The sequence below is a fragment of the Agrococcus beijingensis genome (genome assembly GCF_030758955.1).
GTDB classification, from domain to species: domain Bacteria; phylum Actinomycetota; class Actinomycetes; order Actinomycetales; family Microbacteriaceae; genus Agrococcus; species Agrococcus beijingensis.
In genome coordinates, this window is the sequence record NZ_CP132360.1 from 475,462 (window position 1) to 493,782 (window position 18,321).

19 protein-coding genes and 3 tRNA genes are annotated in these 18,321 nt (G+C 72.5%); 16 read left to right on the forward strand and 6 right to left on the reverse strand.

Features of this window, described 5'->3' with window-relative positions; all coding sequences use genetic code 11:
- The first annotated feature begins 98 nt into the window (after positions 1–98).
- The 3 genes from Q9250_RS02165 (at position 99) to Q9250_RS02175 (ending at position 2,323) form a co-directional block, all read left to right on the forward strand.
- The gene (locus tag Q9250_RS02165) at positions 99–1,202 is read left to right on the forward strand and encodes a fatty acid desaturase family protein (RefSeq protein ID WP_306232936.1); all 1,104 of its coding nucleotides are present in this window, start codon (positions 99–101) and stop codon (positions 1,200–1,202) included.
- Positions 1,199–1,816, forward strand: coding sequence for a 1-acyl-sn-glycerol-3-phosphate acyltransferase (locus Q9250_RS02170; protein ID WP_306232937.1), 618 nt, complete (start codon positions 1,199–1,201; stop codon positions 1,814–1,816). The genes Q9250_RS02165 and Q9250_RS02170 overlap by 4 nt, the downstream gene beginning before the upstream one ends.
- 63 nt (positions 1,817–1,879) lie before the next feature.
- Positions 1,880–2,323 (forward strand): pyridoxamine 5'-phosphate oxidase family protein, encoded by a 444-nt coding sequence (locus Q9250_RS02175; protein WP_306232938.1) that lies wholly within the window; start codon positions 1,880–1,882, stop codon positions 2,321–2,323.
- 13 nt (positions 2,324–2,336) lie between these two features.
- Here Q9250_RS02175 and Q9250_RS02180 read toward each other — a convergent pair whose 3' ends face one another.
- On the reverse strand, positions 2,337–2,828 hold the full coding sequence (locus Q9250_RS02180; RefSeq protein WP_306232939.1) for a hypothetical protein: 492 nt from the start codon (positions 2,826–2,828) through the stop codon (positions 2,337–2,339).
- Between the two features lie 98 nt (positions 2,829–2,926).
- On the opposite strand from Q9250_RS02180, the gene Q9250_RS02185 reads away from it, so the two are divergent.
- Positions 2,927–3,604, forward strand: coding sequence for an NADPH-dependent F420 reductase (locus tag Q9250_RS02185; RefSeq protein WP_306232940.1), 678 nt, complete (start codon positions 2,927–2,929; stop codon positions 3,602–3,604).
- A 105-nt stretch (positions 3,605–3,709) separates the two neighbouring features.
- Here the strand turns inward: Q9250_RS02185 and Q9250_RS02190 are convergent.
- The 3 genes from Q9250_RS02190 to Q9250_RS02200 form a co-directional block, all read right to left on the reverse strand.
- Positions 3,710–3,785 (reverse strand) — tRNA-Phe (locus Q9250_RS02190).
- A 70-nt stretch (positions 3,786–3,855) separates the two neighbouring features.
- Positions 3,856–3,933 (reverse strand) — tRNA-Asp (locus Q9250_RS02195).
- A gap of 41 nt (positions 3,934–3,974) precedes the next feature.
- Positions 3,975–4,047, reverse strand: a tRNA-Glu gene (locus tag Q9250_RS02200).
- A 242-nt stretch (positions 4,048–4,289) separates the two neighbouring features.
- On the opposite strand from Q9250_RS02200, the gene Q9250_RS02205 reads away from it, so the two are divergent.
- Positions 4,290–5,729, forward strand: coding sequence for a M23 family metallopeptidase (locus tag Q9250_RS02205; protein ID WP_306232941.1), 1,440 nt, complete (start codon positions 4,290–4,292; stop codon positions 5,727–5,729).
- Between the two features lie 124 nt (positions 5,730–5,853).
- Here Q9250_RS02205 and Q9250_RS02210 read toward each other — a convergent pair whose 3' ends face one another.
- The gene (locus tag Q9250_RS02210) at positions 5,854–6,399 is read right to left on the reverse strand and encodes an inorganic diphosphatase (RefSeq protein WP_306232942.1); all 546 of its coding nucleotides are present in this window, start codon (positions 6,397–6,399) and stop codon (positions 5,854–5,856) included.
- A 47-nt stretch (positions 6,400–6,446) separates the two neighbouring features.
- Here Q9250_RS02210 and tilS point away from each other — a divergent pair, with 47 nt between their 5' ends.
- The 8 genes from tilS to Q9250_RS02250 all read left to right on the forward strand — a co-directional run bounded on the left by tilS (position 6,447) and on the right by Q9250_RS02250 (position 13,743).
- The gene (gene tilS, locus Q9250_RS02215; RefSeq protein ID WP_306232943.1) at positions 6,447–7,439 is read left to right on the forward strand and encodes a tRNA lysidine(34) synthetase TilS; all 993 of its coding nucleotides are present in this window, start codon (positions 6,447–6,449) and stop codon (positions 7,437–7,439) included.
- A gap of 119 nt (positions 7,440–7,558) precedes the next feature.
- On the forward strand, positions 7,559–8,110 hold the full coding sequence (gene hpt, locus Q9250_RS02220; RefSeq protein WP_306232944.1) for a hypoxanthine phosphoribosyltransferase: 552 nt from the start codon (positions 7,559–7,561) through the stop codon (positions 8,108–8,110).
- 73 nt (positions 8,111–8,183) lie between these two features.
- Positions 8,184–8,909: a hypothetical protein gene (locus Q9250_RS02225; protein ID WP_306232945.1), complete on the forward strand. Its 726-nt coding sequence runs from the start codon at positions 8,184–8,186 to the stop codon at positions 8,907–8,909.
- A gap of 95 nt (positions 8,910–9,004) precedes the next feature.
- Positions 9,005–10,960, forward strand: coding sequence for an ATP-dependent zinc metalloprotease FtsH (ftsH, locus tag Q9250_RS02230; RefSeq protein WP_306232946.1), 1,956 nt, complete (start codon positions 9,005–9,007; stop codon positions 10,958–10,960).
- The gene (folE, locus tag Q9250_RS02235; protein ID WP_306232947.1) at positions 10,960–11,529 is read left to right on the forward strand and encodes a GTP cyclohydrolase I FolE; all 570 of its coding nucleotides are present in this window, start codon (positions 10,960–10,962) and stop codon (positions 11,527–11,529) included. Before ftsH ends, folE begins: the two co-directional genes overlap by 1 nt.
- Positions 11,530–11,531: 2 nt before the next feature.
- Positions 11,532–12,764, forward strand: coding sequence for a dihydropteroate synthase (folP, locus tag Q9250_RS02240; protein ID WP_306232948.1), 1,233 nt, complete (start codon positions 11,532–11,534; stop codon positions 12,762–12,764).
- Entirely contained in the window at positions 12,761–13,276 is a 516-nt protein-coding gene (gene folK, locus Q9250_RS02245) for a 2-amino-4-hydroxy-6-hydroxymethyldihydropteridine diphosphokinase (RefSeq protein WP_306232949.1), read from the forward strand. Before folP ends, folK begins: the two co-directional genes overlap by 4 nt.
- The gene (locus Q9250_RS02250) at positions 13,273–13,743 is read left to right on the forward strand and encodes a DUF3180 family protein (RefSeq protein WP_306232950.1); all 471 of its coding nucleotides are present in this window, start codon (positions 13,273–13,275) and stop codon (positions 13,741–13,743) included. The genes folK and Q9250_RS02250 overlap by 4 nt, the downstream gene beginning before the upstream one ends.
- A 118-nt stretch (positions 13,744–13,861) precedes the next feature.
- Here the strand turns inward: Q9250_RS02250 and Q9250_RS02255 are convergent, their stop codons facing one another.
- Positions 13,862–14,866: an LCP family protein gene (locus Q9250_RS02255; protein ID WP_306232951.1), complete on the reverse strand. Its 1,005-nt coding sequence runs from the start codon at positions 14,864–14,866 to the stop codon at positions 13,862–13,864.
- A 112-nt stretch (positions 14,867–14,978) separates the two neighbouring features.
- Here Q9250_RS02255 and Q9250_RS02260 point away from each other — a divergent pair, with 112 nt between their 5' ends.
- From Q9250_RS02260 to Q9250_RS02270, 3 genes are read left to right on the forward strand one after another with little or no spacing between them, the layout of a single operon-like run.
- Complete coding sequence (locus Q9250_RS02260) at positions 14,979–15,473, forward strand: PH domain-containing protein (RefSeq protein WP_306232952.1); 495 nt, start codon at positions 14,979–14,981, stop codon at positions 15,471–15,473.
- Complete coding sequence (locus Q9250_RS02265) at positions 15,470–17,608, forward strand: PH domain-containing protein (protein WP_306232953.1); 2,139 nt, start codon at positions 15,470–15,472, stop codon at positions 17,606–17,608. Before Q9250_RS02260 ends, Q9250_RS02265 begins: the two co-directional genes overlap by 4 nt.
- On the forward strand, positions 17,605–18,312 hold the full coding sequence (locus Q9250_RS02270) for a DUF2520 domain-containing protein (RefSeq protein ID WP_306232954.1): 708 nt from the start codon (positions 17,605–17,607) through the stop codon (positions 18,310–18,312). Before Q9250_RS02265 ends, Q9250_RS02270 begins: the two co-directional genes overlap by 4 nt.
- Positions 18,313–18,321 lie beyond the last annotated feature (9 nt).

Here is an 18,321-nt window from a genome sequence, read left to right on the forward strand (position 1 = left end):
TTGCGTACGCCATACGCTGAAACCATCCGGGGTCCCGACCATGCAGGTCGGCTGGCCCCCACCGGCTGGGAAGTCGCCGTCGACCCCGAGGGGGCAGCATGACCACGATGACCGCTACCGAGGTGACCCATGGTCCCCTGCGCTCCACGATGCGCGCCTCCGAGCGCTCCGAGGAGGATCGTCGCGCTGACTTCCGCGTCGTCGCGAAGGCTGTGCGCGACGCGGGCCTCCTCGAGCGCACCGTGGGCTTCTACGCCGGGCTGATGGTCATCCTGGGTGTCGCGCTCGTCGGCCTCCTGGTCGGCTCGTTCCTGCTCGGCGACAGCTGGTTCCAGCTGCTCATCGCCGGTGCCTTGGGCATCGTGCTGACGCAGATCGCGTTCATCGCCCACGAGGCCTCGCACCGGCAGGTGCTGAAGTCGGGTCCCGCGAACGACCGGCTCGGTCGCATCCTCGCCGCCGGTGTGGTGGGCATCAGCCACCAGTGGTGGATGACGAAGCACTCCCGCCATCACGCCAACCCCAACCAGATCGGGCGCGACCCCGACATCGAGATCGACACGATCTCGTTCCTGCCGAGCGACGCGAAGAAGGCACGCGGCCTGCAGCGCTGGGTCACCCGTCACCAGGGCTGGCTGTTCTTCCCGCTGCTGACCTTCGAGGGCGCGAACCTGCACGTGCGCTCGATCATCACGCTGCTCGAGCGTCGTCCGGTCGTCGGCCGCTGGATCGAGCTCAGCCTCATCGCCGTCCGCTTCGCCGTGCTGATCACCTTCCTGCTGTGGGTCATGCCGCCGCTCATGGCGCTCGCCTTCCTCGGCGTGCAGCTCGCCGTCTTCGGCATCGGCATGGGCGCCTCGTTCGCGCCGAACCACAAGGGGATGCCGACCGTCGGCCGCGACGCGAAGCTCGACTTCTTCACGAAGCAGGTGCGCACGTCGCGCAACGTCCGCGGCTTCGGCATGACGGCGCTGCTGGGCGGCCTGAACTACCAGATCGAGCACCACCTGTTCCCGAACATGGCGCGCCCGCACCTGCGCAAGGCGAGCGACATCGTGCGCGCCCACTGCGCCACGCACGGCATCGTCTACACGGAGACCGACCTGGTCGGCGCCTACGGCGCGGTGGTCGCCTACCTGAACCGCGTCGGCCTCGCGGCGCGCGACCCGTTCGACTGCCCCATGCTCGACAAGCGGCGATGAGCCGGAGGCCGCTGCGCCACGCCATCGCCGCGCTCCACTGGGCGCTCAGTCCTTGGAAGCTCATCCGTGAGCAGCCGGCCTACGAGGGGCCGCGCCTGCTGATCGGCGCCCCGCACACCTCGAACCGCGACTTCGTGCTGATGCTCGCGATCTCGTGGGATGCGAGGCTCGCCGTGCGCTGGCTCGGCAAGCGAGAGCTCTTCGAGGGTCCCTTCGGCCGCGTCATGCACTGGCTCGGCGGCATCCCGGTCGATCGCGACGACCCTGCCGGGCTCGTCGATCGCGTGGTCGAGCTCGCACGCAGCGATCCGCGCGCGGCGATCGTCGTCACGCCCGACGGCACGCGCAGCTCGCAGCAGTGGCGCAGCGGTTTCTACCGCATCGCGCTCGAGGCGGGGGTGCCGATCACGCTCGGCTTCGTCGACTCGACCACCCGCACCACGGGCCTCGGACCGACCATGCACCTGACCGGTGATGTGCCGGCAGACATGGAGCGCATCCGCGCCTTCTACGCCGACAAGCGCGGCATCCGGCCCGAGCGCACCACCGAGCCGCGCCTCGCCGACGAGGCCGGCCTGGCCGAGCGCCTCGCCGAGGAGCGCGGTCTGCGCTGAGCGCAGGGCACCGCGCCGACGCCACCCCTGGCGCCCGTCCCCGGCCGCTGTCACGATGAGCGCATGGACCAGCAGCCAGTGCACGAGATCAGCGAGGCGGAGTGCCACAAGCTCTTCGCCGCCTTCGAGTTCGGGCGCATCGCGTTCCGGGTCGGTGAGCTGCTCGAGGTGTTCCCGATCAACTACCACGCCGACGGCCGCGAGATCACGTTCCGCACCGCTCCCGGGACGAAGCTGGCCGGCGTGCTCCTCGCCGAAGACGTCGTGTTCGAGATCGACCACATCGGCGCCAAGGAGGCGTGGAGCGTGATCGGGCACGGCAAGGCGCGTCGACTCGAGTCGAGCGACGAGGTCGAGGCGGCGTCGCGGCTGCCCATCCACCCGCTGGTGCCGACCGTCAAGCGCGAGTTCGTGCGCATCGACCTGACGCGGGTCTCCGGCCGTCGCTTCCACCGCTGGGCACAGCCCGACCCCGACGCCGAGCCGCTGGTCGACTCGACCGACTGAGCTCAGCCGGCCATCACGCCTCGCCGCCCGAGGAGCCACCGACCGCGGCGCCGCCGCCGGCCCGGATCGCGTGCGCCGGCCGCCGACCGTCGATGCGCGCCGCCGCCCACAGCACGAAGATCGCCTGGGCGAGCTCGAGCGCCCCGGTGACCTCGAGCGACGGCCGGTAGCGCCACGCGCCCTCCGGCACGACCTCGGCGACCCGCTGGCCTTCGCGTGTGAGGTCGAAATGCAGCCGGCCCGCCAGCCAGCTGGTCGTGCGCGTCAGCTCGAGCGGTCCCTGCAGGCCTGCCATCCGCCAGGTCGACTGCCAGATGCGGCCGCGCTCGACGCCGAGCCGGTCGCGGCCGTCGAGCGCCCCGATCAGCCCTTCCGGCTCGCTCCGGTAGCTCCATTCGCCATCGCCGAGCGAGAAGGTGGGCCGCAGGCTCCAGAACCGATCGCCGGTGCGCGCCGCCTCGACCCCGTCCGCGCTGACGACGCCCGCATCCCACCGATATCGCATGTCCCGCACCCTAGAGGAGCGGGCGTCGAGACCGCCGAGCGGGAATGCCGCGGCCCTCGCGCCGCGTTGACTGCTCTGAGAGCAACCGAGGGAGCCGCATGTCGCAGCCGTCCGAGTCGACCACGAGCGAGATCGACCGACCACTCGAGACCCTCACGGTCGGCATCCTCGGCGCCGGCAAGATCGGCACCGTGCTCGCGCGCCTCGCGATGGCCGCCGGTCACCGCACGCTCATCGCGGCGTCCGGCAAGCCGGAGCGCATCCGCCTGATCACCGAGTACCTGGCGCCGGGCGCCGAGGCCATGACGGCGGCGGATGCGGCTGCCGCGGCCGACGTCGTCATCCTCGCCCTGCCGCTCGGGCAGTACGAGCAGCTGCCCGTGGCCGAGCTCGACGGCAAGGTCGTCATCGACGCGATGAACTACTGGTGGGAGACCGACGGCATCCGCGACGAGTTCACCGACCCGGAGCGCTCGACCAGCAGCCTCGTGCAGGCCTTCCTGCCGGGCTCGCGCGTCGTGAAGGCGTTCAACCACATGGGCTACCACGACTTGGCCGACTGGCCCCGGCCCGCCGGCAGCGCGCAGCGCAAGGCGATCGCGATCGCCGGCGACGACGCGGTCGACACCGCGCTGGTCGCGAGGCTCGTGGATGCGTTCGGCTTCGACCCCGTGGTGCTCGACTCGCTCGAGGGGGGCCTGCGCCTGCAGCCCGGGTTCCCGGCGTTCGGTGCGAACGAGGACGCCGCGACGCTGCGCGAGCTGCTCGCCGCCTAGGCCTGAGCGCCGACCGGGCCGGATCCGGGCGGCTCGCCATCGGCGTGTCGCGCGGTGAGGATTGCCGCACCAAAGACGAAGCCCCCGCTCAAGCGGGGGCTTCCGTGGTGGCTCCGACCGGCATCGATCCGGTGACCTTTCGATTTTCAGTCGAACGCTCTACCAACTGAGCTACAGAGCCATGCTCCGAGGAGCCGACGGGCGATGCCCGCCCTTGCACAAGGCCCTCTCTTTCGAGAGGGCCGGGGCAATGGCGACCCTGACGGGACTTGAACCCGCGACCTCCGCCGTGACAGGGCGGCGCGCTAACCAAACTGCGCTACAGGGCCATTCTGGTAGTACCCATCGTACAGACAGAATCCGCAGTGAGTGACCCCAACGGGATTCGAACCCGTGCTGCCGCCGTGAAAGGGCGGTGTCCTAGGCCGCTAAACGATGGGGCCATGCGCCGGAGCACATGACTACCGAGGGAAGACGTTACAGCACGGTCGCACTGTCCTGCAAACCGAGCGCCAGAATGCCTCGCGTCGCACCGATCGCCGGACACGCCCGCTCAGTGTTCGCTGAATCCAACCTTCATGTGGAAGATGAAAGTTGGTAGCATTGCGCCCATTGTGTCGTGACACCCGCCCGACCGCGGTGCACGATGAGTGCGAAGGCAGCGAGAGCTGCGAACAGGAGCGACATGGCCCAGCCCGACCAGCCGGCACGAGCCGAGGCGATCCGCGCGCGTCTGCGCGGACTGCGCCGAGGTGTCGTCACCGCCGCCGCGGTGGCCGGCATGGTGCTCGTGCTCGTCGTCCCCGGCACCCCCGCGGCGCAGGCGGTCGACGAGTGGGGGTTCCCGACCTGGGAAGAGGTCGAGGCGGCTCGCGGCGACGAGGCGGCGAAGAACCAGCAGATCGCCGACATCCGGGCGCTCATCGGTCAGCTCGAGTCGGACCTCTCGAGCGCCCAGGCGCTCGCCCAGCAGCGCGCGGCGGAGGCGATCGAGGCGCAGCGCGTGCACGACGAGGCCGTCGCGGTCGCCGACCGGCTGCAGCAGCAGGCCGACGAGGCGCTGGCGCGCGCCGAGGAGTCGGAGGTCGCTGCCGGCCAGCTCGCCGCGCAGCTCGCCCGCTCGGGCGGCACCGGAGACATGAGCGCTGAGCTCTTCGCGAACCCTGGCTCCGCAGACACGTGGCTGTACCGGCTCGACGTCATGGACCGCGTCGCCGGCACCGCCGATTCGCTCTACGAGCGCGCGCAGCAGGATGCGAACACCGCTGCGTCCCTGCAGGCTCAGGCGGTCGTCGCCCGCGACGCCCTCCAGGCGCTCAAGGAGGCAGCCGACGCCGCGCTCGAGGCGGCCAACGCCGCCGCCGCGCTCGCCGAGGAGGCGGTTGCGAGAGAGCGCGAGCACCGCGTCGAGCTCGAGACCCAGCTGAGCGTGCTCGAGGGGAACCGCGCCGCGACAGAGGCCGACTACGCGGCCGGCCAGTGGTGGCAGGAGTACTTGGCCGAGCAGGAGCGCATCCGCCTCGCCGAGGAGGCCCGGCTGGCCGAGGAGGCGCGGCAGCGATGGCTGGCCGAGCTGCAGCGGCTCGCAGACGAGGCCGCCGCAGCGGCCGCTGCAGCGGCGCAGAGCAACGCCGGCAGCGGCAGCAGCAGCGGCAGCAGCGGAGGCGGAGGCGGAGGCGGAGGCAGCGTCGTGCCGGTCGCGCCCCCGGCCGGCAGCGGCTGGCAGACGCCGCACTACGGCCGCTTCACCTCGGCGTACGGCATGCGCAACGATCCGACTGGCAAGCTCGGCTACAAGCTGCATGGCGGCGTCGACCTCGCTGCCGGCTGCCTCTCGCCGATCGTCGCCCCCGCCGACGGCACGGTGTCGTTGCGCGGCCGTGACATCTACGGCGCCAACATCCTCTACCTGAACCACGGCGGCGGCGTGCAGACCGAGTACGCGCACATGGCCTATCCGGCGACCGTCGGCGCCGGCACGCGCGTGAGCCGCGGCCAGGTCATCGGCTACGAGGGCACCACCGGCCTCTCGACCGGCTGCCACCTGCACTTCCAGGTGCGCATCAACGGCTCGCTCGTGAACCCGGAGTCGTTCCTGGGGGCGCGCGGCGTCTACCTGCGCTGACCGAGCCGGGGCGAGCGCAGACGGGACGGACGCGCTCGGCCGGCCCCGCGCATCCGCTCTGCATCGACGACTGCACCGACGACGAAGGGGCGCACCAGCCGGTGCGCCCCTTCGTCTCTGTGCGTCAGTCGTTGACGTCGCGCCCGCCCTCGGGCTTCTCGACGGCCTCGCCGGTCTGGTCGCCGTGCGCGGCGTCAAAGGCGGCGTAGCCGGCCTGCACGGTGGCCTCGGCCTCGGCCGCGCCCTCCCAGCCGCCGAGCTTCGCCCACTTGCCGGGTTCGAGGTCCTTGTAGTGCATGAAGAAGTGCTCGACCTCGTTGCGCAGCTGCTGCGGCACGTCGTCGATCTCCTGGATGTGCGACCAGCGCGGGTCCTTGTCGAGCACGCAGATGACCTTGGTGTCGATGCCGCCGTCGTCCTCCATGTTGAGCTGGCCGACGGGGCGCACCTTCACGAACACGCCCGGCGGCACCGGGAAGTCGAGCAGCACGAGCGCGTCGACCGGGTCGCCGTCGAGGCCGAGCGTGCCCTCGAAGAAGCCGTAGTCGGTGGGGTAGACGAAGGTCGTGAACAGCACGCGGTCGAGGTACACCCGGCCGGTCTCGTGGTCGACCTCGTACTTGTTGCGGCTCCCCTTGGGGATCTCGATGACGACGTCGTAGCTGGCCAACGGGGGCCCTTTCTCGCGGGGGTCGGGAATCGGCATAAGGTTACTTCATGCCCGAAAACGACCGTCGTCCGCGGCTGACACCTGCCGTCGCCGACGTGCGGAGGGCAGTGCGCGAGTCGGTCGTCGACCTGCCGGAGGGCTCGCTCGTGCTGGTCGCCCTGTCGGGCGGACCCGACTCGCTCGCGCTCGCCGCGGCCACCGCGTTCGAGGCGGCCCGAGGCGGTCTGCGCGCCGGCGCGGTGATCGTCGACCACCAGCTGCAGCCGGGCAGCGCGGAGGTCGCCGAGCGCGCCGCGGCACAGGCGCGCGACCTCGGGCTCGACCCGGTGCGGATCATGCCCGTGCACGTCGCGCACGACGGCAGCCCCGAGGCTGCGGCCCGGCAGGCGCGCTACGCGGCCTTGCTGCAGGTCCGCAAGGAGCTGGGCGCAGCGGTCGTGCTGCTCGGCCACACGCTCGACGACCAGGCCGAGACCGTGCTCATCGGCCTCGCCCGCGGCTCCGGCTCCGAGAGCCTCTGGGGCATGCACTCGCGCATCGGCTTCCTGCGCCGGCCGCTGCTGCAGGTGCGGCGCGCGACCACCCACCAGTCGTGCCGCGACCTGGGCCTCGACGCCTGGAGCGACCCGCACAACGACGACGACCGCTTCCTGCGCGTGCGCGTGCGGCACCGCGTGCTGCCGATGCTCGACGAGGTGCTCGGCGGCGGGGTCGCCCTCGCGCTCACGCGCACCGCCGACACCCTGCGCGAGGACGCCGAGGCCCTCGCCCACTTCGCGCAGGAGCAGATCCTCGACCTGGTCGAGCACGCCGAGGGCGGTCTCTCGCTCGACGTGGGCGGGCTGGGCGCGAACCCGCCGGCGCTGCGGCAGCGCATCATCCGGCTGGCCGTGCAGAGCGAGTTCCACGTCGCGCTCACGCGGCAGCAGACGCTCGAGGTGTCGCGGCTGGTGACCGACTGGCATGGCCAGGGCCCCATCCACCTGCCCGGCATCCGCGTGACGCGCGACGGCCGCAGGCTGGTCTTCGTCGCCGCCTGAGCCTCCCGCCGGCGCAGGCGACCGGGCGCTGCGATCGCGCAGGGACTGCTGCAGCGCGGCGCGCCCCCGAGCGCGCCGGTAGGTTGGTCGCAACCGCCAGCCGCGACCCGGGAGCGCCCATGGAGTTCGACCACGTCGAGGGAGACCTCGCGCAGACCCTGATCACCGAGGACGAGCTGCACGCGAAGCTCGAGGAGCTCGCTCGCCAGATCGAGGCCGACTACGAGGGCAAGGACCTGCTGCTCGTCGGGGTGCTGCGCGGTGCGGTGATGGTGATGGCCGATCTCGCCCGAGCGCTGCGCCGCCACATCGAGATGGACTGGATGGCGGTCTCGTCGTACGGCTCCGGCACCGTCTCCTCCGGCGTCGTCAGGATCCTCAAGGACCTCGACAGCGACCTCACCGGCCGCAACGTGCTCATCGTCGAGGACATCATCGACTCCGGCCTCACCCTGTCGTGGCTGCGCGCCAACCTCGAGTCCCGTGGTGCCGCGTCCGTCGAGATCTGCACGATGCTGCGCAAGCCCGACGCGCTCAAGGTGCAGGTGGACGTGAAGTACTGCGGCTTCGACATCCCCAACGAGTTCGTGATCGGGTATGGCCTCGACTACGCCGAGCAGTACCGCAACCTGCGCGGCATCGCGGTGCTCGCGCCGCACGTCTACAACTGAGGCCCCGGATGCCGCGCGCGCAGCCCCGTCGGGCTTCCGGCGCGGCACCCTTGAGATTTGGGATACTGGCTCGATGAGGCTCCACGCACGCTCGCTCGCGTCGATCGCGATGATCGTCTCGGCGGCTGCGCTGGTCGCCTGCGCCGGCACGCCCGGCCCCGCCCAGCCCGAGATCCCGCCGGGCATCACGGCGCCGCCGCCCACGACGCCGGCCCAGCCCACCGAGGCGGCTCCCGAGGTGGTCTCCTCGCTGCCCGCCGAGATCGCCGGGGTCGACACCACCGGGTGGCAGCAGATCGCCGTGCCGAGCGGCGCCGCCACCTTCCGCATCCCGCCGGGGTGGTCGGTCGCGCCGGCCGCGGGCGGCCTCGACGTCCTCCGCGACGACGGGCAGCGGCAGCTGGGCTACGTCGAGGCGCCGAACGTGGGCGACGGAGCGTGCCGCGACGCCTCGGGCGAGGCCGTCGCGTGGCGCACCCTGGGCCTCGATCGGCAGGACGTCGCGCTCGAGGGCGCGCCAGGCCTCGCGTTCGGCTCGGCAGGACTGCAGCTCGGCGGGCAGTGGGTGATGACCATGGGGCTCCGTCCGGCCGAGGCCGCGCAGCGCCCGCAGTGCCCGATCGTCCACGCGGTCGACACTCCCGCCGGCACCATCAGCTTCGGCACCGAGGTGGTGGCGCAGGGCGCCGGCGCAGGCGCGCCCTGGGCGATCGACTCGCTCGCCGACGCCGAGGCCTACCTGGCCGACCCGGAGTACGCGACCCTCCGCGCCATCCTGATGTCGCTCGAGCTGCTCTGACCCGTGCGCACGGGGCACGGCGCCCTGAGCGAACACCCCGACGAGCGCCGACGGCGCGGCGATAGCCTGGTCGGAATCTGACCCAGAAGGGCGTCATGAGCTTCCAGAAGTTCCTGCGCGGACCGATCCCCTGGATCGTCCTCGCGCTCGTCATCGTCGGCATCGCGTTCAGCTTCTTCGCGACGCCGCAGTACCGGCCCGTCCAGACGGATGTCGGCATGCAACTGATCGAGGACGGCGACGTCGCGAGGGCGACGATCGTCGACGGCGAGCAGCGCGTCGACCTCACCCTCACCGAGCCGCACGAGGAGTTCGGCCAGCTGGTGCAGTTCTACTACGTCGAGCCGCGCGGCGACGCGGTGGTCGAGGCGATCACCGCCGCCGACCCCGAGGAGGGCTTCGTCGACCAGGTGCCGCAGGGCAACTGGCTGCTGTCGCTGCTGGGCATCCTGCTGCCGGTGCTGCTGCTCGGTGGCCTGTTCTACTTCTTCATGACCCGCATGGCCGGCGGCAACCGCGGCGTGATGCAGTTCGGCAAGTCGAAGGCGCAGCTGCTCACGAAGGACACCCCGCAGGTGAAGTTCTCGGATGTCGCGGGCGCCGACGAGGCGGTCGAGGAGCTCGGCGAGATCAAGGAGTTCCTCGAGGACCCGTCGAAGTTCCAGGCGGTCGGCGCGCGGATCCCGAAGGGCGTGCTGCTCTACGGCCCTCCCGGCACCGGCAAGACGCTGCTCGCCCGCGCGGTCGCGGGCGAGGCGGGCGTGCCCTTCTTCTCGATCTCGGGCTCCGACTTCGTCGAGATGTTCGTGGGCGTCGGCGCCAGCCGCGTGCGCGACCTCTTCGAGCAGGCGAAGGCCGCGGCGCCCGCGATCATCTTCGTCGACGAGATCGACGCGGTCGGCCGTCAGCGCGGCGCCGGCCTCGGCGGCGGGCACGACGAGCGCGAGCAGACCCTCAACCAGCTGCTGGTCGAGATGGACGGCTTCGACGTGAAGACGAACATCATCCTGATCGCCGCCACCAACCGCCCCGACATCCTCGACCCGGCGCTGCTGCGCCCGGGCCGCTTCGACCGCCAGATCGGCGTCGACGCCCCCGACATGAAGGGCCGCGAGACGATCCTGAAGGTGCACGCCAAGGGCAAGCCGATCGCCCCCGGCGTCGACCTCGAGGTGCTCGCGCGCAAGACGCCCGGCTTCACGGGCGCCGACCTCGCGAACGTGCTCAACGAGGCCGCGCTGCTCACCGCCCGCGGCAACCTGACCCAGATCACTGACGGCGCCCTCGACGAGGCGGTCGACCGCGTGATGGCCGGCCCGCAGCGCCGGACCCGCGTGATGAACAGCAAGGAGCGGCTGATCACCGCCTACCACGAGGGCGGCCACGCGCTCGCGGCGGCGGCGATGCGCCACTCCGATCCGGTCACGAAGGTGACGATCCTGCCGCGCGGCCGGGCGCTCGGCTACACGATGGTGCTGCCGGTGAACGACAAGTACTCGGTCACCCGCAACGAGCTGCTCGATCAGCTCACCTACGCCATGGGCGGCCGCGTCGCCGAGGAGATCGTCTTCCACGACCCCACCACCGGCGCGGGCAACGACATCGAGAAGGCCACCGGCATCGCCCGCAAGATGGTCACCGAGTACGGCATGACGAGCGCGATCGGCGCCGTCAAGCTCGGCAGCAACCAGAGCGAGGCCTTCTTCGGCCGCGACATGGGCGGCGGCCGCGACTACTCGCCCAGCCTCTCCGAGGTCGTCGACCGCGAGGTGCGCGCGCTCATCGAGCAGGCGCACCACGAGGCGTGGGAGGTGCTCAACAACAACCGCGACGTGCTCGACCGCCTGGCGGGCGAGCTGATCGAGAACGAGACGCTCGACCACATCCGCCTCGCCGAGATCTTCGCCGACGTCGAGAAGCTGCCCGAGCGCCCCCAGTGGCTCTCGCACAGCGATCGACCCGTCAGCGACCGCCCGCCCATCGAGCTGCCGGTCTCGCAGCACGTCGACGAGGCCGTCGAGCCCGACACCGAGCCCGCCAACCAGAGCTGATGGCCGTCGATCGCGAGCGCATCGCCGAGGCGGTCCGAGCGCTGCTGGCGGCGATCGGCGACGACCCGTCGCGGCCGGGCCTGGCCGAGACGCCGCGACGGGTGGCCGAGGCCTACGACGACTACTTCTCGGGCGTCGGCGTCGACCCGACCATCCACCTCGACTCGGGCGACCTCGCCGGCGAGAAGACCGGCGAGCTGGTGCTGCTGCGCGACATCGAGTTCCGCTCGATGTGCGAGCACCACCTGCTGCCGTTCATGGGCGTCGCGCACGTGGCCTACCTGCCGGGCGAGCGCATCGTGGGCCTGGGACGCATCCCCCGTGTCGTCGACACCATCGCCTCGCGGCCGCAGATCCAGGAGCGGCTGACCGACGAGATCGCCGACGCGCTCGTCGCGGGCCTCGAGCCTCGCGGGGTGCTGGTCGTGGTCGATGCGGTGCACGGATGCGTCGCGGCACGCGGGTCGCGGCAGGCCAAGTCGTCGACGGTGACGGTGGCGAGCCGCGGGCAGCTCTCCGAGCCGATCGAGCGCGCCGAGATCATGGCCCTCATCGGCGAGCGGAGGTAGCGGTGGCCGAGCAGCACCGCGTCGAGGTGTGGGGCATCCTCAACGTCACCCCCGACTCGTTCAGCGACGGCGGCCGCTACGTCGACGCCGGCGCGGCGATCGCGCACGCGCGACGGATGCGCGCGCAGGGCGCCGACGTGATCGACGTCGGCGGCGAATCGACCCGGCCCGGTGCGACGCCGCTCGACCCCGCGGAGGAGCAGGCCCGGATCCTGCCGGTCGTGCGCGAGCTCGCGCGCGAGGGCATCCGCGTCTCGGTCGACACCGTCCACGCCTCCACCGCCCGCGCCGTGGTGGCGGCCGGCGCCGAGATCGTCAACGACGTGACGGCGGGGGAGCACGACCCCGACATGCTGGCGGCGGTCGCCGAGACCGGTGCCCGCGTGGTGCTGATGCACTCCCGCGGCATCGACGTGACGCTCGACACAGAGTACGACGACGTCGCGCGCGACGTGCGCCGCCACCTCAAAGGCCGCGTCGATGCCGCCGTCGCGGCGGGCATCCCGCTCGAGCGCATCATCCTCGACCCCGGCTTCGGCTTCTCGAAGGGCGCCGACGACAACTGGCGGCTGCTCGCCGGGCTGGGCGAGGTGCAGTCGCTCGGCGCGCCAGTGCTCGTCGGCACGAGCCGCAAGCGGTTCCTCGGCGAGCTCGTGCCGGATGGCGCCCCCGCGGCGGAGCGGGATGCCGCCACCGCCGCCACCTCGCTGCTGGCGGGCCAGTTCGGCGCCGCTGCCGTGCGTGTGCACGACGTGGCCTCGACCGTCGCCGCGCTGCGCGCGCTCGAGCGCACGAACCAGGCGGTCGCCGAGCGCGCGGGCGAGCCCGACTGGCGGATCGACCTCGACGCGGCGGCGAGCCAGCCGCGCCTCGCTGCGATCGAGCTCACCGGCGTCCGCGCGTTCGGCCACCACGGCGTGCTGCCCGAGGAGCGCAGGGACGGCCAGGCGTTCGTCGTCGACGTGCGCCTCGAGATCGACGCGACCGACGCCATCCGCGACGACGACGTGGCCGGCACGGTGCACTACGGCGAGCTCGCCGAGCAGCTCGCGGCGACGGTCGCGGGCGATCCGGTCGACCTCATCGAGACGCTGGCCGAGCGGCTCGCCGACGTCTGCCTCTCGCACCCGCGCGTGCGGCACGCATCCGTCACGGTCCACAAGCCCAGCGCACCGATCGGCGTGCCCTTCGGCGATGTCGCCGTCACGGTGCACCGCCGGGCTCGCCGCCGATGAGGCTCGCCCTCGAGCGGCGCGCGGTGCTGTCGCTCGGCTCGAACCTCGGCGACCGGGTCGCGACGATCGGCGCAGCGCTGCGGGCGCTCGAGGCGATCGACGGCATCCGCGTGCTCGAGCGCTCGAGCGCGTGGGAGTCGCCCTCCTGGCACCCGGACGGCGAGGGGCTGCAACCCGACTACGTCAACGTCGTCGCGATCATCGGTACCGTGCTCGAGCCGCTCGACCTGCTCGACGCGACGCAGGCGGTGGAGGTCGCGCTCGGCCGCGACCGCACCGCAGGGCCGGCCGCGGAGCGCTACGCGGCGCGCACCATCGACATCGACATCGTCGCGATCGGCGACCTGGTGCTCGACGACGAGCGGCTCACCCTGCCGCACCCTCGCGCCCACGAGCGGCAGTTCGTGCTGCAGCCGTGGATCGAGGTCGACCCGGGCGCGACCCTGCCCGAGCACGGCTCGATCGCCGAGCTGGCCGACTACGTCGACGGCGACGCCTGGAAGCTCGCGTGAAGCGCACCAGCGCGCTCACGATCGCGCTGCTGCTCGTCGGCTCCGCGTCGGGCGCGTGGATCGTCGAGGCGATGCTGGTCACGAGCGGCCGCGCGGCATTCGTCGCACCCCTGACGCTCGGCCCGGCGCTCGTGCTGCTGGCGACCGTGCTGCTGCTGCTCGCGTGGCCCGTGCGGCAGGCCGCGCGCGGCAGGCGGCGCATCGACTACCGGCACGCCACGAGCGTGCTCGGCCTCGCCAAGGCGTCGTCGCTCGTCGGCGCCATCGTCGCGGGCGCGGCGCTCGGCGGGCTGGCGTTCTTCGCCAGCCGCAGCGTCGTGATCGGCGAGACGCTGCTCGCCCTGGGCGTCGCCGCAGCCGGCGCCCTCGTGCAGCTCGTCGCCGGACTCCTCGCCGAGCACTGGTGCGTGCTGCCGCCCGACGACGAGGAGACCGTGCCGACGGCCTCCGCGCCCGGGCCGGCCTGACGCATCCGCACCGCATGGCGGCTCGGTGGAAGGGGCGCGTGCCCGACGCCCGGGACGGGCGTCGGCGCTGGCGTCGCGCGAGAGGTCCGAAAGGACCCCTCGCCATAGCTCCAGCGCGCTACCGCTCGGGGGCTGGTGCGAAGCCGCTCATCGACTCCTCGTCGAACGCCGTGCGGATGGCTTCGACCCCCTCCCAGTTGACGTAGACGACCGACTGCGAGCCCTCCATGCCGGTGCCGAGCGTCGGCATCGTGAAGGTCTGGATGCGCGAGGAGTCGAGCTGCGCCATCTGCGATGCGAGGTCGTAGACGACCGGCAGCGAGAAGGTGTCGGTCGTGGCGATGTGCGGCGAGATCGTCGCGAAGAGGGTCGCCAACCGGTCGGGGTTGGTCAGGTTCTCGCGCGTCATCAGCTGCTCGATCGCACCCCGCAGCAGCGCCCGCTGGTTGTGGGCGCGCTGGTAGTCGCCGTCGCTGAAGGGGTAGCGGGCGCGCACGTAGGCGAGCGCCTCGTCGCCGTCGACCGTGATCTGCCCGGCCGGGTAGGAGAAGGCGCCCTCCGAGAAGGCGATGTCGTTCTGCAGGGTGACGCCTCCCAGCGCCGTGGTCAGATCCTTGAAGCCCTCGAAGTCGATCACCGCGACGTGGTCGAGGCGCTGGTCGATGATGCCCTCCACGGTCTGCACCATGAGCGGCACGCCGCCCAGCGCGAGCGCCGAGTTCACCTTGCGCAGGCCCGGGTGCCCGGGGATCTCGACCCACGAGTCGCGCATGATCGACATGATCTGCACCGTCTCGCGGTCGGGCGGGATGTGCGCGACGAGGATCGTGTCGGCGCGGTCGCCCAGGCCCGTCAGCAGCGAGCCGTCGCTGGCGCGCGAGTCGCTGCCCAGCAGCAGGATGTTGACGGGGGCGTTGGCGTTGCCCTCGACCGGCGCGACCGTCGGCCGCAGCGACTCGTCGGGGAACGCGGTCTCGATGGTCTCGACCTGCTGCAGCGAGGGGTTCACCCGCAGGAAGTACCACCCGATGGCGGCGAGCAGGGCCAGGACCACGACGCCGACGATGCCGACGGAGATCCAGCGGCCGACGTGCTTCTTGCGCTTCTCGGTCTCTGGCTTCACGAATCGAGTATCCCAGACCGCGCCGTCAGCCTCCCCGGGCTAGCCTGGACAGCGCCGGATGCGAACCGCCGGAGCATCGACACCGCCGGCGCGCCGGCGAGCAGGAGGAACCGTGGCCGAGCGCCTGGACGTCGCCGGGGAGTGGCAGCGCATCAGCATGCGCTACGCGATCGTCGAGTCGATCGGCTCCGTCATCGGGTGGGCGATCGTCGCCGCCGGCGCGACGATCCCGATCTGGTTCGCCAACGACAGCTCGCTGCCGTGGTGGGGGTGGCTGCCGCTCGCCGCCGCGGGGCTGTTCGCGATCCTCGCCGTCGTCTTCGCGTTCCTGCGCACCCGCACGATCGGCTACCTGCAGCGCCCCGACGACCTGCTGGTGCGCCGCGGCATGCTCTTCCGTCGCTTCGTCGCGGTGCCGTACGGCCGCATGCAGATCGTCGACATCACGCAGGGGCCGATCGAGCGGATGTTCGGGCTCAAGTCGTTGAAGTTCGTCACCGCGGCCGCGTCCAGCGCCATCACCATCCCCGGCATGCCGGGCTCCTCGGCCGAGGAGCTGCGCGACCGCCTGGTCGCGGTCTCCGAATCGCGACGGGCCGGCCTGTGACCGACGCCCCGCGCCCCCAGGCTCCGCCGCCCGGCTGGGCCGGCCAGCAGCCGCAGCCGTCGCCGGGCTGGCAGGCGGGGCCCGTGCCGACGCATCCGCCCGCCCCCGCGCAGCCGCCTGGGCCCGCGCCGCAGCAGGGCTTCGCGCCGCAGCCTGGGCTCGGGCCGCAGCCTGGGTTCGGGCCGCAGCCTGGGTTCGGGCCGCAGCCTGGGTTCGGGCCGCAGCAGGGCTTCCCGCCGCCCAGCGCGCCCGGCGCGGCCCGGCAGGCGCGCGCGAAGGCGATCGAGCTCGTCGACGGGGAGTGGCACCGGCTGCACCCGGCCACGCCGCTGCTGCGCGGCGGCCTGGCGCTCATCATCTTCCTCGGCATCCTGTTCTCGGTCTTCCGCGACCGGCTGATCGCCACGTTCGTGCCCGACTCGTTCGAGGGCGACTTCGGCGACGACCCCTTCGGCGACTTCCTGCTCGATCAGCTGCTGTGGGTGACGCTGGGCGTGATCGGCTTCGTGCTGCTCTGCATCGCGCTGTTCTACGCCGCCTGGCGGGTGCACCGGTTCCGCATCACCGGCGACGCGGTCGAGGTCGAGCAGGGCATCCTGGTCAAGAAGCACCGGCGCGCGCCGCTCGCCCGCATCCAGGCGATCAACGTGCAGAAGCCGTGGTTCGCGCGCCTGCTGGGCGCGTGCAAGTTCGAGATCCAGCAGGCCGGCGCCGACTCGAACGTCGACCTCAACTACCTGAGCTCGTCGGTGGCGGATGCGCTGCGGTACGAGATCATGAACCGCGCGTCGGGCAGGTCGGCGGCAGACGCCCAGCGGCTCGCGGCCGAGCGCGAGGCGGCAGGCGGCCACGGCGTCGTCGACGAGCTCCTGCGTCCGGACGCCGAGATCGCGTTCCTCGCGCCCGACTCGCTCGTGCGGATCCCGGCGCAGCGCATCGCGCTCTCGTCGCTGCTCGACGGCTGGATCGTCTGGGGTCTGCTCTACCTGGTCGGCACGCTCGTGCTCATCGTCGGCTTCGCGCAGTTCTGGGCGGTCTTCGCGCTGCTGCCGGCGGCGGTCGCGGCGCTCGCGGGCGCCATGCGCTCGCTGGGCGCCAAGCTGCGCTACTCGATCGCGGCGACGCCCGACGGCATCCGCCTCGCCTATGGACTCGCCTCGACGACCACCGACGTCATCCCGCCCGGGCGCATCTTCGCGCTGCAGATCAAGCAGCCGCTGCTGTGGCGGCCGTTCGGCTGGTGGCAGGTGACCGTGACGCGGGCGGGCAGCAAGAAGAGCGACGGCACCTCCGGCGACGCGCAGCGCAACCAGATGGCGAGCTTCCTGCTGCCGGTGGGCGACCTGCGCGACGTGCGCACCGTCGTGGGCCTGGTGCTGCCGGAGCTCGCGCACTCGCCGCTGGTCGACCAGGGGCTGCTCGGGCAGGCGCCCGACGCGTTCGTCACGAGCCCGCCGCGCGCGCGGGCGTTCCGCTGGTTCTCGCTGCGCCGCAACGGCTTCCACGTGCACGACGCCGCGTTCCTGCTGCGCCGCGGCCGCATCTGGCGGTCGCTGCAGATCGTGCCGCAGGCGCGCGTGCAGTCTGTCGCGATCCAGCAGGGGCCGATCTACGGCATGGCGCGGCTGGCGCACGTGCAGTTCCACGTGCCCGACACGGTGCTTTCGCCGGGGCTGGGCGCGATCGATCAGCGCGACGCGCAGACGCTCTTCGAGCACGCGATGCGCACGGTCAAGGTCGGCATCGACCGGGATGCGTCGGAGTCGTGGGCGGCGTCGCTGTCGCGTCACGCGGTGCTCGAGACCGCGCCCGCGGTGCAGGACGGCCTGATGCCGGTGCCGCAGCCCGGCGTGCAGCCGCAGCAGCAGGCGTGGCCGCAGCAGCCGTCCTGGCCGCAGCGGTCGGGCGCGCCGCAGCAGCCTGCCGTGCAGCAGCCGTGGCCGGCGCAGCCGCCGACGCAGCAGCCCTGGCCGCAGCCCCGGCAGCAGCAGTGGCAGGGTCAGCCGCAGCAGCAGCCGTGGCAGGGCCAAGCCCCGCAGCAGCCGTGGCAGGGCCAAGCCCCGCAGCAGCCGGCCGAGCAGGCCGCGCCGCCGCAGCACGACCCGCGCTGGCAGCCGCCGCGCCAGCAGCCGTGAGCGAGCGCGCGAAGCCGGGCCGGCTCGGCGTCGGCATCATCGGTGCGGGCCGCGTCGGCCCGGTGCTGGGTGCCGCGCTCGCGGGCGCCGGCCACGCGATCGTCGGCATCGACGCCACCGGCGACGATGCGGTCGATCGCATCGAGGCCGTGCTGCCGGGCGCCCGCGTGCTCGACATCCCCACGATCGTCGAGCGCTCCGAGCTGGTGATCCTGGCGGTGCCGACCGACGAGCTGCCCGGCCTGGTCGCCGGCCTCGCCGCCACCGGCGCCTGGCAGCCGGGGCAGATCGTCGTGCACACCGCCGCAGAGCACGGCACCGCGGTGCTGCGGCCCGCCGCCGAGCGCGGCGCGATCCCCATCGCCCTGCACCCCGCGATGACGTTCACGGGCACCTCGCTCGACCTGACCCGGCTGCTCGAGTCGACCGTCGCGGTCACCGCGGCCGCGCCGGTGCTGCCGATCGGCCAGGCGCTCGCGGTCGAGATGGGCGCCGAGCCGATCGTCGTCGACGAGGCCGACCGCCCGGCCTACGCCGAGGCGGTCGCGGCCGCGCGCGACTTCGCCGAGGGCATCGTCGCGCAGGCGCTGCGGCAGCTGCACGAGATCGGCGTCGAGCGGCCTTCGCGCGTCATCGGCGGCGTCGTCCGCACCGCGGTCGAGTCGGCGCTCGCGCGCTACCCCGACCCGCCCATCGAGCCCTGAGCGATCGCC

What these genes read in the sequence shown, in the direction of transcription:
- ftsH (WP_306232946.1), top strand. Translation starts at nt 9,005, where the DNA reads ATGAGCTTCCAGAAGTTCCTGCGCGGACCGATCCCCTGGATCGTCCTC.
- folE (WP_306232947.1), top strand. Translation starts at nt 10,960, where the DNA reads ATGGCCGTCGATCGCGAGCGCATCGCCGAGGCGGTCCGAGCGCTGCTG.
- Q9250_RS02175 (WP_306232938.1), top strand. Translation starts at nt 1,880, where the DNA reads ATGGACCAGCAGCCAGTGCACGAGATCAGCGAGGCGGAGTGCCACAAG.
- Q9250_RS02205 (WP_306232941.1), top strand. Translation starts at nt 4,290, where the DNA reads ATGGCCCAGCCCGACCAGCCGGCACGAGCCGAGGCGATCCGCGCGCGT.
- Q9250_RS02185 (WP_306232940.1), top strand. Translation starts at nt 2,927, where the DNA reads ATGTCGCAGCCGTCCGAGTCGACCACGAGCGAGATCGACCGACCACTC.
- Q9250_RS02180 (WP_306232939.1), bottom strand. Translation starts at nt 2,828, where the DNA reads ATGCGATATCGGTGGGATGCGGGCGTCGTCAGCGCGGACGGGGTCGAG.
- hpt (WP_306232944.1), top strand. Translation starts at nt 7,559, where the DNA reads ATGGAGTTCGACCACGTCGAGGGAGACCTCGCGCAGACCCTGATCACC.
- folK (WP_306232949.1), top strand. Translation starts at nt 12,761, where the DNA reads ATGAGGCTCGCCCTCGAGCGGCGCGCGGTGCTGTCGCTCGGCTCGAAC.
- Q9250_RS02225 (WP_306232945.1), top strand. Translation starts at nt 8,184, where the DNA reads ATGAGGCTCCACGCACGCTCGCTCGCGTCGATCGCGATGATCGTCTCG.
- tilS (WP_306232943.1), top strand. Translation starts at nt 6,447, where the DNA reads ATGCCCGAAAACGACCGTCGTCCGCGGCTGACACCTGCCGTCGCCGAC.
- Q9250_RS02170 (WP_306232937.1), top strand. Translation starts at nt 1,199, where the DNA reads ATGAGCCGGAGGCCGCTGCGCCACGCCATCGCCGCGCTCCACTGGGCG.
- Q9250_RS02165 (WP_306232936.1), top strand. Translation starts at nt 99, where the DNA reads ATGACCACGATGACCGCTACCGAGGTGACCCATGGTCCCCTGCGCTCC.